9 protein-coding genes and 1 pseudogene are annotated in these 13,074 nt (G+C 73.6%); 3 read left to right on the forward strand and 7 right to left on the reverse strand.

Features of this window, described 5'->3' with window-relative positions:
- Positions 1-81 precede the first annotated feature (81 nt).
- Both ACH4LD_RS20215 and ACH4LD_RS20220 read right to left on the reverse strand, forming a co-directional pair.
- Positions 82-759 carry an ATP-binding protein gene (locus ACH4LD_RS20215; protein WP_398056219.1) on the reverse strand — a complete coding sequence of 226 codons (678 nt, stop codon included), beginning with the start codon at positions 757-759 and terminating at the stop codon, positions 82-84.
- 61 nt (positions 760-820) lie between these two features.
- Positions 821-2,416: pseudogene (locus ACH4LD_RS20220) on the reverse strand (PAS domain-containing protein); the annotation flags it as partial.
- Positions 2,417-2,872: 456 nt separating this feature from the next.
- Here ACH4LD_RS20220 and ACH4LD_RS20225 point away from each other — a divergent pair.
- Both ACH4LD_RS20225 and ACH4LD_RS20230 read left to right on the forward strand, forming a co-directional pair.
- Entirely contained in the window at positions 2,873-3,979 is a 1,107-nt protein-coding gene (locus ACH4LD_RS20225; RefSeq protein WP_398106179.1) for an LLM class flavin-dependent oxidoreductase, read from the forward strand.
- A gap of 45 nt (positions 3,980-4,024) precedes the next feature.
- Positions 4,025-4,456 (forward strand): M48 family metallopeptidase, encoded by a 432-nt coding sequence (locus ACH4LD_RS20230; RefSeq protein WP_103817980.1) that lies wholly within the window; start codon positions 4,025-4,027, stop codon positions 4,454-4,456.
- 123 nt (positions 4,457-4,579) lie between these two features.
- Here the strand turns inward: ACH4LD_RS20230 and ACH4LD_RS20235 are convergent, their stop codons facing one another.
- Both ACH4LD_RS20235 and ACH4LD_RS20240 read right to left on the reverse strand, forming a co-directional pair.
- Positions 4,580-5,437 (reverse strand): HAD family hydrolase, encoded by an 858-nt coding sequence (locus ACH4LD_RS20235; RefSeq protein ID WP_398056217.1) that lies wholly within the window; start codon positions 5,435-5,437, stop codon positions 4,580-4,582.
- A 403-nt stretch (positions 5,438-5,840) separates the two neighbouring features.
- Positions 5,841-7,214 carry an alkaline phosphatase PhoX gene (locus ACH4LD_RS20240; RefSeq protein ID WP_132790308.1) on the reverse strand — a complete coding sequence of 458 codons (1,374 nt, stop codon included), beginning with the start codon at positions 7,212-7,214 and terminating at the stop codon, positions 5,841-5,843.
- 213 nt (positions 7,215-7,427) lie between these two features.
- Here ACH4LD_RS20240 and ACH4LD_RS20245 point away from each other — a divergent pair, with 213 nt between their 5' ends.
- A complete protein-coding gene (locus tag ACH4LD_RS20245; protein ID WP_398056216.1) occupies positions 7,428-9,740 on the forward strand; it encodes an ATP-binding protein in 2,313 nt (770 codons plus the stop codon).
- Here ACH4LD_RS20245 and ACH4LD_RS20250 read toward each other — a convergent pair.
- The 3 genes from ACH4LD_RS20250 to ACH4LD_RS20260 all read right to left on the reverse strand — a co-directional run bounded on the left by ACH4LD_RS20250 (position 9,733) and on the right by ACH4LD_RS20260 (position 13,072).
- A complete protein-coding gene (locus ACH4LD_RS20250) occupies positions 9,733-10,716 on the reverse strand; it encodes a helix-turn-helix domain-containing protein (RefSeq protein ID WP_398056427.1) in 984 nt (327 codons plus the stop codon). The genes ACH4LD_RS20245 and ACH4LD_RS20250 overlap by 8 nt on opposite strands.
- A gap of 109 nt (positions 10,717-10,825) precedes the next feature.
- Complete coding sequence (locus tag ACH4LD_RS20255; RefSeq protein WP_398056215.1) at positions 10,826-11,695, reverse strand: LysR family transcriptional regulator; 870 nt, start codon at positions 11,693-11,695, stop codon at positions 10,826-10,828.
- A 135-nt stretch (positions 11,696-11,830) separates the two neighbouring features.
- The gene (locus ACH4LD_RS20260; protein ID WP_398056214.1) at positions 11,831-13,072 is read right to left on the reverse strand and encodes an MFS transporter; all 1,242 of its coding nucleotides are present in this window, start codon (positions 13,070-13,072) and stop codon (positions 11,831-11,833) included.
- Positions 13,073-13,074 lie beyond the last annotated feature (2 nt).

Consider the following 13,074-nt stretch of genomic DNA (forward strand, 5'->3'; position numbering starts at 1 on the left):
TGCCGGAACCCCCGGTTCACCGGACCGCCGGGCCGGTACGGCACCGACCGGCCACAGTGGCTCGGAACGAACCTCCGGCGTTCAGCCGCCGTCCAGCTCCTGCTCGCACCAGATCGTCTTGCCCCGGCGTCCGAACCGGGTGCCCCAGCGGGCGGCGAGCTGGGCGACGAGCGCCAGGCCTCGGCCGCCCTCGTCGATGGCGCGGGCGTTGCGCAGGTGGGGCGCGGTGCTGCTGCCGTCGGACACCTCGCACACGAGGCTCCGGTCGCGGATCATGCGCAGCCGGATCGGCGGACTGCCGTACCGGATGGCGTTGGTGACCAGTTCGCTGACGATCAGTTCGGTCGTGAAGGCGAGGTCCCCCAGCCCCCAGGCCGCGAGCTGGTGTTCGGCGAGCCGGCGGGCGGTGCCGACGACGGCCGGATCCTCGGGCAGCGACCACTCGGCGAGCTGGTCCTGGGCCAGGCCGCGGGTGCGGGCGAGCAGCAGAACGGCGTCGTCCTCGCCCTGGCTGGGCAGGAGGGCGTACACCGCGTCGTCGGCGAGCCGGCGCAAGGGGCGGTCGGGATGGCTCAGGACGCGCAGCAGGGTCTGCCGTGCGCCCGGCGCCGTGCGGACGAGCCCGTTGGTGTACAGCGCCAGCAGGCTGCCGTCCGGCAGCTCGACGCGCACCGCCTCGTACCCGCCGCACCCCGTGCCGAGCAGTGGGCCGGCGGGCGGTTCGAGGACCAGGGGATCGCCGAGCGCGCCGAGGGTCACCGGGGGGCGCGTGCCCCGCGCTGGCGGCCGTACAGGAGCGGGTCACCGGGTCGAACACCGCGTACAGGCAGGACGCCGTGACCGGCTCGCCCGTGTCCCGCGTCAACGAGACGGTGATGTCGTCGAGGCAGGTGAGCAACTCCTCCGGCGCCAGGTCCCGGACCGCGAGGGTGGTCAGTGCGGTGCGCAGCTGTCCCATGGCGGCCGCCACCTCGATGCCGCTGCCGGTGACGTCGCCGACGGTCAGGGCCACCCGGCTGCCGGAGAGGGGGATGACGTCGTACCAGTCCCCGCCGCCGCCCGTGGTGCCGGGCAGGTGGAGCGCGGCGGTGTCGACCGCGGTCAGCCGCGGCGGGGTGCGGGGCAGCAGATGGCGTTGCAGGCCGGTCGCTATGGAGCGCTCGCGGGCGTAGCTGCGGGCGTTGTCGATGCTGAGCGCCGTACGCTGGGCCAGCTGCTCGGCCAGGGAGAGGTCGTCCTCGTCGTACGGCCGAGGGTCACGGTGCCGGAAGAAGCAGACGACTCCGAGGACGGTGTGGCGCACCACCAGAGGGGTGACCAGGAGCGAGTGCACACCCGCGTCGGTCAGCAGCCTGGCCCGCTCGGGATCGGTGGCCAGCCATGGTTCGTCGGACGTCAGGTGGGTGACGAGCCGGGGCGAGGCGTCCTGGAGGCTCCGGCTGAAGGGTGTGGGGAAGGGGAAGGTGTCCAGAGTGCCCGAGGGGCCCTGCCGCGCGGGGTCCTTCACCGAGCGGAAGGCGACCCGGCGCAGGGGTACGTCCGCGTCGACCGGACCTCCCGACAGCGCGGCGCCGCGCACCGCCTCGTCCAGCACGTCCACCGACACCGCGTCCGCGAACCGGTCCACCACCACCGCGGCCAGCGCGTCCGCCGTGTCCCGCACGTCCAGGCTGGTGCCGATGGCCTGGTGGGCGTCGTGCAGGATGTCCAGCCGGTCCGCCGTGTGCTGGCGCGCGGAGACGTCCTCCACGACGGCGACGCCCAGGACCTGTCCGCCACCGGGACGGACCCGGAAGGCCGACACCGAGAGCACCGTCTCCTGCTCCGGGCCACCCGGAGGCCGGCCGCGGATCAGACGGCCCCGGACCCGCGCCTCGCCCGTCAGCACCTGACGGGCGAGCGAGAGCAGTTCCGGATCGTGGAAGCCCTCCGCGACCTCGTCGAGCCGCCGCCCGAGCACCGCGTCGCCGGGCAGTCCGCGCACTCCGCGTCGCGCGGTGTTGTAGCGCACGATCCGCAGCTGTTCGTCGAACACGTACAGCCCCATGGGCGCCTGGGTGAACAGCGCCTCCAGCACGGTGGCCGACAGGTCCTCGCTGTCCTGCGGCGACGACATCGCCGGGCCTAGCCCCGCGCGCCCGCGGCGGCGCCCGGGGCATCGGGGGGGAGGACCGCGGCAGCCGGTCCGCTCGTGCGGCAGGGGACCGTGCCGTGGGCGGCGAAGACGCTCGGCGAGCCGGAGCGGGGAGAGCACGGCCGGTCGGGCACGGCCCCGGAGGGGACCGGCGCGCAGCTCTGCGGGTCTCCGGTGAGACCGTGATCGGCGATGGGCGGATAGCGGCGCATCACTGGCCCCTTCGGCGTCGACACCGGGCTCTCTCTTGCGACCCTGGCGGGTGGGCCGGACGGCAGCCATCGGGGTGAGCCGAGCGGGTGAACGGCGCGGGCTGGGGGACAGGGGGCTGGGGGACAGGGGGACAGGGGACAGGGGCCAGCGGAACGCGGACGTGAGCGGGCGTGGCCGGTGGGCGGACGCGTGACCGGTGGGCGGACCCGCGTGACCGGTGGGCGGGGCGGACCGTGTGGCCGGTGGGCGGACGCGTGACCGGTGGCCGCCCGGGGCCGCTGTCCGTGCGCCGAGCACCGCCCGGCCGCGTTCGGGTCCGCCCCGGGGCGCCCGCGGGCCGGGCCGCGGCCTCCGGGTCGTGGCCGCCCCTGCGGTCGAACCCCTTGACCACCCGCGCTCCGGACGGAAACGGGACGACGGTCGCGCGCCGCGCCGCCGACCCCTGCCGAGCAGCGGAATACGGGTGGGAGCGACCGTGTTGGAGGGGCATAGTTGAAACGTCAACTTTGGAAGGCGGGAGGACGGATGCAGTTCGGCATCTTCACCGTCGGTGACGTGACCGTGGACCCGACCACGGGTCGTACGCCGACCGAGCGCGAGCGGATCAAGGCCATGGTCGCCATCGCGCTGAAGGCGGAAGAGGTCGGCCTGGACGTTTTCGCGATGGGTGAGCACCACAACCCGCCGTTCGTGCCGTCCTCGCCGACCACCATGCTGGGCTGGATCGCCGCGCGGACCGAGCGGATCGTCCTGTCGACGTCGACCACGCTGATCACCACCAACGACCCGGTGAAGATCGCGGAGGACTACGCGATGCTCCAGCACCTGGCCGACGGGCGGGTGGACCTGATGATGGGCCGCGGCAACACCGGGCCGGTGTACCCGTGGTTCGGCAAGGACATCCGGGACGGCATCGACCTGGCCATCGAGAACTACGCGCTGCTGCGCCGGCTGTGGCGTGAGGACGTCGTGGACTGGGAGGGCAGGTTCCGCACCCCGTTGCAGGGCTTCACCTCCACCCCGCGCCCGCTGGACGGCGTGGCACCGTTCGTGTGGCACGGCTCGATCCGCTCCCCGGAGATCGCCGAGCAGGCCGCCTACTACGGCGACGGCTTCTTCCACAACAACATCTTCTGGCCCAAGGAGCACACCAAGAAGCTGATCGACCTGTACCGGCAGCGGTACGCGCACCACGGTCACGGCACCCCCGAGCAGGCCATTGTCGGACTCGGCGGTCACGTCTACATGCGTCCGAACTCCCAGGACGCGGTCCGGGAGTTCCGCCCGTTCTTCGACCACTCACCGGTGATGGGAGGCGGGATCCCGATGGAGGAGTACATGGAGCAGACCCCGCTGACCGTCGGCACGCCCGGGCAGGTCGTCGAGAAGACGCTCACCTTCCGTGAGCACTTCGGGGACTACCAGCGCCAGCTGTTCATGGTGGACGGCGGCGGCATACCGCTGGAGACCGCGCTGGAGCAGATCGAGATGCTCGGTGCGGACGTCGTACCGGTGCTGCGGAAGGAGTTCGCGAAGAACCGGCCGGCCGACGTGCCCGACGCGCCCACCCACGCGTCCCTGCGCGCGGCCCGCGACGCGGAACGCGTGCACACCACCGGCCCGGCGGCCTGAGGCCGACGCACACGGCAGCCCCACGGCAGAGGAGAACGAGGAACGATGACCGACAACTTCACCGGGTACACGGCGGGCGACGGAGTGGCGCCCGACCGGTGGGCGAGCGCCCTGCACCTGTTCGACAACGGCGCCGGCGCGCCGCGCGAGGAGACCACCACGGAGCGCTGGGAGCGTGCGCAGCTGCTCTTCGAGGCCAAGGACTACATCGGCGCCGCGCGGCTGCTCGCCCTCGTCGTGGAGGAGGCTCCGGAACAGACCGGCCCGCGGCTGCTCCTGGCCCGCGCCTACTATCACTCCGCTCAGCTGCGGCGTGCCGAGGAACAGCTCCGCGCGATCATCGAGCGCGATCCGGTGGAGCACTACGCCCACCTGATGCTGGGCCGCACCCTGCAGCGCCAGGGGCGGCAGGAGGAGGCCGAGCCCTTGCTGCGCATGGCCGCCGCGTGGTCGGGCGAGTTCCCGGAGGACGACTGAGCGAGACGGCCGGCAGATCCCTCCGTGGGCTCCGTCCGGGGTGTCCAGGGTGAGTGCCCTGGACACCCCGGCGGCTCGGTGCCCGGGCCCCGGGGGCGGATGCCGACGGTGAGGTCCCCGCGGTCAGGCGGTCTGAGGTGCCCGGCGTGTGATCGCGTCCACGAACGCCTCCAGCACCCGCGCCACACCGTCCTCGTCGTTGGAGGGCGCGCGGTGACGCGCGGCCGCCAGGACGTCCGGGTGGGCGTTGGCCATGGCGTAGGGGTTCCCCACCGCGCCGAGCATGGGCAGGTCGTTGGGCATGTCACCGAAGGCCGCGATCTCCTGTGCGCCGATGCCGAGCCGGCCGCTCCAGGTGACGAGGGTGGTGGCCTTCGTGACGCCGGGCGCGCTGAACTCCACCAGTGACAGCCCGGTGGAGTGGGTGGTCTCGGCGTCCGGGCCCGCGGCGTGGCGCGCCTGCTCGTAGAAGGCGTCGAGCGGGAGCTCCGGATGATGGGCGAGGATCTTGAGCGGGGGTCTGCCGGGGCCGGGGGCGAGGATCTCCTCGGCCGTGCCGGTCAGTTCGACGGCCTCGTCCCCGAACGACCAGGCCGGGTACGCCGGTTCGTGACCGAAGGCGCCGTCGAACTCGACCGCGAACGAGACGCCCGGGATCGCGGCGCGCACGTGTTCCACGAGCCGGATGGCCTCGGGGGCCGGGAAGGGGAAGGTGTGGGCGACGGTGCCGTCCGGTGCGTGCACCGCGGCGCCGTTGGCCGCGATGACGGCGTGGGGTCCGACGCGCTCCAGCAGGCCCGGCACGCCGCGTGGCGGACGGCCCGTGACGAGCACGACACGTATTCCGGCTCCCTCGGCCGACGCCAGCGCCGCTCGCGTGCGCCGTGACAGCGTGCCGTCGCTCCGGAAGAGGGTGCCGTCCAGGTCTGTCGCCACCAGCTTCGGCGGTGTGCCCAGCGGCGGGGCGGGGGTGGGTGCCATGGGTGCCGGTACCTCCTGCGACGTTCGACGAGTACCGACCAGGCATACACGGTGCCTCACGGTGATCCCACAGGGGGGCGGCCGGATGGTGCACCGGGGAAGACGACGCATCCCGGCCGCGCGGGCCGGCGGGGCGGGCGCGTCGCGCGGTCGGTCCTCGTCCGCCAGGGCCCCGCGGTCGCCGTACGGGCGATCAGCCGCGACCCGCCCCGCCCGCCGCCGGGCAACGCGCGGCGCTCGGCGCCGAGCCGGTTCGCTCCGGTCCGTCCCCTACGACGTTCCACGCTCCCCCGACATCCCGGCCGCCGATGGCACATCCGTACGCGCCGGCGCGGACGGGCCGTGGGACGGACCCCAGGAGAGGTCCACCCCACGGCGCGTCGGCGTCACCCCGTACGGACGGTCAGCCGCGCCACGGACCGGTCACCGCGAACGTGGTGCCGGGCGTGTAGCAGTTGACGTACATCGTCTCGCCGTCGGCGGAGAAGGTGACCCCCGCGAACTCGCCCCACTCCGGCTCCTGCGCCGTACCGCCCGTCAGGACCTGGCGGCCCCGGGCCATCGGGTACACCTCGCCCTTGCGGGTCACGCCGAAGACGTGCTGGGCCCCGTTGCCGTCCTCGCACACCATCAGGCCGCCGCCGGGGGCGAGGCAGATGTTGTCCGGGGACTCGCCGGGCAGCTGCACATCGGTGTCCGGGCCGAAGACGACGACCAGGGTCAGCCGGCGGCGCGCCGGGTCGTAGCGCCAGATCTGGCCGTAGTGGTCGGCCGCGGAGCCGTCCGCGCTGCGGGCGAAGGAGGACACGAAGTACACGCAGCTGCCGCCCCAGTAGCAGCCCTCCAGCTTCTGCGCGTGGGTGATGCCGCCGGGCCCGTAGTCCTGCAGGCGGGTGGGCGTGGAGGCGGCCAGCGGATCGGGTACGTCCACCCACTCGACGCCGTCGAAACGGGTGCCCGGCTCCTGGACCGGGGAGAGATCCGGCACGCCGGGCACCCGCATCGCCTGGAGCCGGCCGCCCGCGCGCAGCGAACCGACGCCGCCGAGCGGCTTGGCCGGCAGGAAGCGGTAGAAGAGGCCGAACGGCTTCTCGAAGGCGTCCTCGGTCTCGTAGACGATGCCGGAGCGCGGGTCGATCGCCACCGCCTCGTGCTGGAAGCGGCCCATCGCGGTCAGCGGGACGGCGCCGGTGCGGTGCGGATCGGTGGGGTGGACCTCGAAGATGAAGCCGTGGTCCTTGGTGTAGCCGTTGGTGCCCGCCTTGTCCTCGGTCTCCTCACAGGTCAGCCAGGTGTCCCACGGGGTGCGGCCGCCCGCGCAGTTGACGGCCGTACCGGCGATGGCGACCCGCTCGGACAGCACGCGCTGGTGCGCGTCGAGCGTGAGCGCCGTACAGCCGCCCTTGCCGGCGGGGTCGTAGGTGAGGCCGCTGACGGTCGGGACCGGGATCGGCGCGGTGACGCGGTTCTCGTGGTTGCGGACGAGGTGGGTACGGCCTCCTCGGCCCGCGAAGGCGGCCATGCCGTCGTGGTTCGAGGGGACCCTGCCCTCTCCGGAGCGGAGCTGGTCGCCCTCGCGGGAGAGCACGGTGTAGCGGAAACCTTTCGGCAGATCGAGCAGGCCGTGCGGATCGGGAACGAGCGGGCCGTAGCCGGTGTGGCCCAGGTCCTGCGCGGCGGCGGTGCCCGCGAAGAGCTCGGACAGGGCCCCGGTGAAGGCGATGCCCGCTCCCAGGGCGCTCGCTCCGGCCAGGACCTGACGGCGTGTTGCAGACATGCGGCAGCAACCTTCCTGCTGGCGGACAGGAACTGTGATCCCGCCGTGTCTATCACCAGTCGCGGGCCACGGGAACCACGCGTGTACCACGTGTCACGTGTCGTGACGTGTGTCGGGCATGCGTCCGTGGACCGGCCGTCGTCTCCGGCCGGGGCCGCCGTCGAGCAGCCCGGTATTACAATATTCAAGCGTAGTCGGGGGAAAGGGGCGGACATGTCCGGACAGCAGATCGCGTTCGGGGCGTTGCTGCGCTCGATGCGACGGGCGAAGTCGTTGACCATCGAGGCCCTGGCAGAGGCCTCCGGGGTCAGCGAGCGGGGCATCGGCGACCTGGAACGCGGACGGCGGGCCGCACCGCAACGGCGGACGGTGGCCGCGCTCGCGGACGGCCTCGACATGGACGACGCCGACCGGGAACGGCTGCTCGCCGCCGCCCGCGCCGGACGCGCCCCCGAATACAGTCCCGTCGGCGTCCGCTCCTTCCCACGGGGCATCGACGACTTCGTCGGCCGCGCGGACGAGCTGGCCGGTCTGGAGGCGCTGGCCGCACCGCCGCGGGAGGATCGCGCCGGGGAGGGCGACGGTGCCCAGCCCGTCGTGGTCGTCATCCACGGACCGCCCGGCACCGGGAAGACCACCCTCGCGCTGCGCGCCGCCCGCCGGCTCGCGGACCGTTTCCCGGACGGCCAGCTCATGGCCGATCTCAGGGGGACCGACGACAGCCCGCCCGCCCCCTCCGAGCTGATGGTCCGGGTGCTCAAGGCCTTCGGCGTGCCCGACCGCGACCTGGCCAAAGCGGGACCGCTGGCCCACCCCGCCCTCTACCGGCAGGTCCTGGCCGACCGTCGCAGCCTGCTGGTGCTGGACGACGCCCGGGACGAGGCGCAGGTACGCCCGCTGCTGCCGGGCTCGGGCGGGACGCTCGTCCTGGTGACCAGCCGCCGTATGCTCACCGGACTGGACGACGTGCACCGGCTGCCCCTCGGCCGGCTCGAACCCGACGAGTCGGCCGCCTTCCTGGCCTCCCTCGTCGGCGAGGACCGCGCGACGGCCGAACCCGGGGCCCTGGAGGAGGTCGCCCGGCTCTGCGAGCACCTGCCGCTCGCCCTCAGGATCGCGGGCAACTGGCTGGCGACCCGCACGGGGTGGACCGTACGCCGGCTCGCGGACCGGCTGGCGAGCGAGGAACGGCGGCTGGACGCGCTGTCCGCCGGGGACCTCCGCGTCGCGACTGCCTTCGACCTGTCCTACCGGCAGCTCACACCCGCGGCCGCCCGCCTGTTCCGGCGCCTGTCCCTGGTCCCCGGCCCGGACGTCGGCGCCGCCTGCGCCGCCCGGCTCACCGGCCAGGACGTCCACGACGCCGAGGACACCCTGGAGGAACTGGTCGAGGCCGGCCTGCTCGACAGCACCGGGAACCGCTACCGGCTCCACGACCTGCTGTGCCTGTACGGCCGTGGCCGCCTCGTCGCCGAGGACGGCGAGGCCGACGTCGAGCGGGCCCGCCGGTCGATGTTCCGCTGGCTGCTGGAGACGGCCGTCGTGGCCGGCCGGTGGTACGAACCCGGCCATGGAGCCCCACCCGCCTCCTGGCGCGGCACGGTGGACCTCTCCGGTGCCGACAAGGCCCGCGAGTGGCTCCAGGCCGAGGCCGCCAACTGGCTGGCGGCCCTGCACGCCGCCGCGGCGGACGGCGACCACGCCACCGTCGTGGAGGTGGCCGAGTCCCTGCACTGGTTCTCCGACCAGTGGATGTTCTGGGGACACTGGCCGGAGGTCTTCGGCGCCGCCGTCCGCTCCGCCGAGGCGCTCGGCGACCCGCTGCTGGAAGCGACCCAGCTCAACTACTACGCCTGGGCCATGATGATCTGCGAGGGCCGGCCGCGCGACAGCCTCCCGTACGCCGCCCGTGCGCTCGCCGCGGCCCGGCGGGCCGGTGACGCCGGGCAGCAGGGGTGGGCGCACGCCTACGCCTCCTGGGCCCACCGTGCGCTGGGCGAGGACGCCCCGGCCGCCGAGCACAGCACCCGTGCCATCGCGCTGTTCGAGGCGGCCGGCGACCTGCACGGCCTGCTCCAGGCCCTGATCTCACGCGCGCTGCACCTGAGGAGCGTGGGCCGCGACGAGGAGGCGATCGAGACCTACCGGCAGGTCCTGACCCGGCTGGACGAGGCCGGCGACCGCCTCGAACCGCACATCGCCGCCTTCACCCGGGTCAACGCACTGGCGGGCCTCGGTGGCTGCTACGGCAACCTGGGGCGCTGGGAGGAGGGGGTGCGGTACCTGCGGTCCTCGGTCGAGCTGTCCCGGACAGACGGCAACATCGCTCTGGAGAGCCGCTACCTCCTCTCGCTCGGCGACATCCTCCTCCGGGCCGACCGTCCCGCCGAGGCCCGCGAGGCGTTCACGCGGTGCATCGCCCTCGGCAGCGACGCGGACCCGCAACGGGTCGCCGAGGCCCGCTCCCGGCTCGCCCGCCTGGACGACGGCCGACGCCCCACGCTGCCCGGCGCCGGCGTCAGGTGAGGGCCGGACCCGCAGGCTGCTCGTCCTCGCCCCGCTCCAGGTGCAGGGTGCGCCACTCCCGGGGGGAGAGCCCGTACGCGGCGCGGAACGCCCGGCTGAAGTGGGCGGGATTGACGAACCCCCAGCGCCGGGCCACCGCCGAGACCGTGGGCGTCACCCGCCCGCGACGGGCGAGTTCACGCCCGCACGCCTCCAGCCGCCGCTGCTGGATGAGACGGCTCACGGTGATGCCCTCGCCCTCGAAGAGCCGGTGCAGATAGCGGACGGAGATGTGGTGGGCCCGGGCGATGGACTCCGGTGAGAGGGACGGGTCGCCGAGCTTGCGGTCGATGTGGGCCCGGATGCTCACCACGAGATGGTCGCGGCCGTCGTCCGGGTCCCGCAGGACCTGATCGGTGATCAGGGTGGCGAAGAGGTCGACGACATGGCCGGCCAGCCGGTGCCCGACGGCCGCCGGATAGGAGGGGGCCGCGTCGGCCAGCGTGGCGAGGAAGGGCCGCAGCACCGCCCCCAGGCCCTGTGCCGTGTCGATGGCGGTACCCGTGACCCGCCTGATGTCACTGTCCGTGACGCCCAGCACATGGCGCGGTAGCTGGAAGACATGGGTGGCGAACCGCTCCGGATAGGTGAAGGAGAACGGCCGCGCGGTGTCGTAGAACACCAGGTCGCCCCCGCCCATCTCGGCCCGCCGGCCGTCCTGGATGAAGGTGGCGCTGCCCGACACCAGCAGGCCGACCGCCACGAGGGCCTCGGGTGAGCGCTCGATCAGGGCCGGCGTGCGGCTGACCCGCCCCGCGTCGGCCTCCATGCGCGAGACCCGCAGGTACCCGAGGGAGTCGCTGGCGATCCTGCCGTCGAACCGCCGGCCGTCGCGGGGGGCCACGGTGACCGGCACCAGTGCCCTGCTCACCGCGTCGTTCCAGTACGCGACCTTCTCCTGGTCCGGCACCGTGTCGGTCGTCAGCACCAGGCTCAACTGGCTCTCCCTTGGCATGCGTGGCACCGGGGCGCCGTACTGGTTCTGTTCCCCGCCCAGCCAACCAGCAGAGACCGGGGACCACCAGGAAGAAAGCAGGCAGAAATGGTCAGGTGAAGTGCCGCCACAGCGCGGCGACCGCGGGTGACGCCTCACCCGGAGGGCGCACCAGCATGATCTTCCAGCGCGGTGCGTGGTGCCGGAAACCGTACGCGGTCAGGTCGGGAAAGCGGTCCGCGATCGACCTGGGCAGGATGCAGATCCCCAGGTCGTTGCGGACCAGCTCGGCCGCCGCCACGATGTCGTTCACCTCGAACGTCGTGGTGCGGTCGACGCCCGCGGCCCGGAAGGCGCGGTCCACCGAGTGACGGATCGCCCAGCCCGGACTGAAGTCCACCAGCGGCAGCCGGGCGGCATCGGCGAGTTCCACCTCACCCTGGGGCGTCGTGGCGCCCAGGACCCGGCGCGGCGACGCGACCAGCACCATCTCCTCCTCGGACAGCAGCCGGGTGGTCAGCCCGCGCTGCTGCTGGCGGTCCAGCGCCACCACGGCCAGGTCGACCGTGCCCTCCCGCAGCGCCTGCCGGATGTCCGAGACCGCCGCCTGCCGCAGCTGCACGCCGAGCCCCGGATGCTCCGCCCGCAGCGCGGCCAGGGCGTGGTGGAGCCCGGCCCAGACCCCCTGCATCGTGCCCACCGTGATCCGGCCGCGCAGTTGCCCCCGCACCGCGTCGACCGCCTCCCTGGCGGCTTCCGCGGCCCGCAGGGCCGCGCGCGCCGCCGGCACGAACGCCTCGCCCGCCGGCGTCAGCGCGACGCGGTGCGTGGTGCGGTCGAAGAGCGGCGTGCCCAGCTCGCGTTCGAGCGCGCGGACCGTGCCCGACACCGCCGACTGGACCACGTGCAGTTGTCGCGCCGCCGCCGTGAAGCCGCCCGCGTCGGCCACCGCGACGACGACCTCCATCTGCCGCAGATCCATCGTGTGCTCCTTCGGGGGGTGCGGGGCCGGTCGGGGGCGGGCGGGACCCGTGCCGCATCGTAGGGCGCGCCTGACGGGGGGACGGTCCGTCAGGCGCCTGCGAACGGTGGTGTCGGCCGGCCGTGGCCGGCGTCTTCAGCCGCGGGTTTCCCCGGCCGAGGTCCGCCGCGCCGCCCGGGGCCGCTCGAAGGCCCAGTAGACGAGCGCGGCCAGCGGGAGCGCGGCGCCCAGGACGGTGAGGCCGGCCCACCCCCCGGCGTGGTACACCATGGACCCGAGCTGGGAGCCGGCCGCGCCGCCGACGAAGAACATCGCGATGAAGGCGCTGTTCAGACGGGCCCGGGCGCCGGGGTCGAGCGCGTAGATGGTGTGCTGTCCGAGGATGAGCGTCGCCTGTACGGCCATGTCGATCAGGATCGCGGCCAGGGCTGTCAGCACGATGCTGTGTCCGCCCAGACCCGCGAGCACGAAGGCCAGCGTGGCGACCACGAACGCGGCACCGGTCATGGGACGCGTGAGCCCCCGGTCGGCCCAGTGGCCGGCGAACGGGGCCACCGCCGCGCCCGCCGCGCCCACGAGCGCGAAGATGCCGACGCCGACCGGCGAGTAGTGGAAGCGGGGACCGGTCAGGACGAAGGAGACCGTGGTCCAGAACGCGCTGAACGCGCCGAACATAGCCGCCTGGTACAGCCCGCGGCGCAGCAGCGCGGGATGGGTGCGCACCAGCCGGACCGTGGACCGCAGCACGTGGTGGTACGGCACGGAGGTGGTGGGGGCGTGATCGGGGAGGGCGGCGCGCAGCGCCACCGTGAGGACGGCCATCAGGACGGCGGAGCCGAGGAAGACCACCCGCCAGCCGGCGACGTCGGAGACCAGGCTGCTGAGGGTCCGGGAGAGCAGGATGCCCGTGAGGAGACCGCTCATGACCCGGCCGACGACCCGGCCCCTGGAATGGTCCGGGGCGAGACTGGCGGCGAAGGGCACCAGGATCTGGGCCACGACCGAGGTGGCACCACTGACCAGCGCGGCGATCAGCAGCACGGGGAAGTTCGGGGCCAGTCCCGCCACCACCAGGGCCGCCGTCGTGACGATCAGCAGGACGGAGACCAGATTGCGCTTCTCCAGCCGGTCGCCGAGCGGCACCAGGAAGATCATGCCGAGGACGTAGCCGATCTGGGTCAGAGTGATCAGCGTGCCGGCGGTGGCCTCGCTGATCCCGAACACGTCGCTCAGCGACGACAGCAGCGGCTGCGCGTAGTAGAGGTTGGCGACCGTCATCCCGGACGCGACGGCCAGGAGCGCGACCAGCCAGCCGGGCACGCCCTGGGCGTCCCGCACGGAGCCGGTCCCACGGCGGCGATCAAGTGGTGTGGACATGT

It is taken from the genome of Streptomyces sp. NPDC017676, from assembly GCF_044329325.1.
GTDB lineage: Bacteria > Actinomycetota > Actinomycetes > Streptomycetales > Streptomycetaceae > Streptomyces.

Bases quoted from the DNA above. Each gene is read 5' to 3' on its own strand.
- ACH4LD_RS20225 (WP_398106179.1), top strand. From the start codon at position 2,873: ATGCAGTTCGGCATCTTCACCGTCGGTGACGTGACCGTGGACCCGACC.
- ACH4LD_RS20230 (WP_103817980.1), top strand. From the start codon at position 4,025: ATGACCGACAACTTCACCGGGTACACGGCGGGCGACGGAGTGGCGCCC.
- ACH4LD_RS20235 (WP_398056217.1), bottom strand. From the start codon at position 5,437: ATGGCACCCACCCCCGCCCCGCCGCTGGGCACACCGCCGAAGCTGGTG.
- ACH4LD_RS20240 (WP_132790308.1), bottom strand. From the start codon at position 7,214: ATGTCTGCAACACGCCGTCAGGTCCTGGCCGGAGCGAGCGCCCTGGGA.
- ACH4LD_RS20245 (WP_398056216.1), top strand. From the start codon at position 7,428: ATGTCCGGACAGCAGATCGCGTTCGGGGCGTTGCTGCGCTCGATGCGA.
- ACH4LD_RS20255 (WP_398056215.1), bottom strand. From the start codon at position 11,695: ATGGATCTGCGGCAGATGGAGGTCGTCGTCGCGGTGGCCGACGCGGGC.
- ACH4LD_RS20260 (WP_398056214.1), bottom strand. From the start codon at position 13,072: ATGTCCACACCACTTGATCGCCGCCGTGGGACCGGCTCCGTGCGGGAC.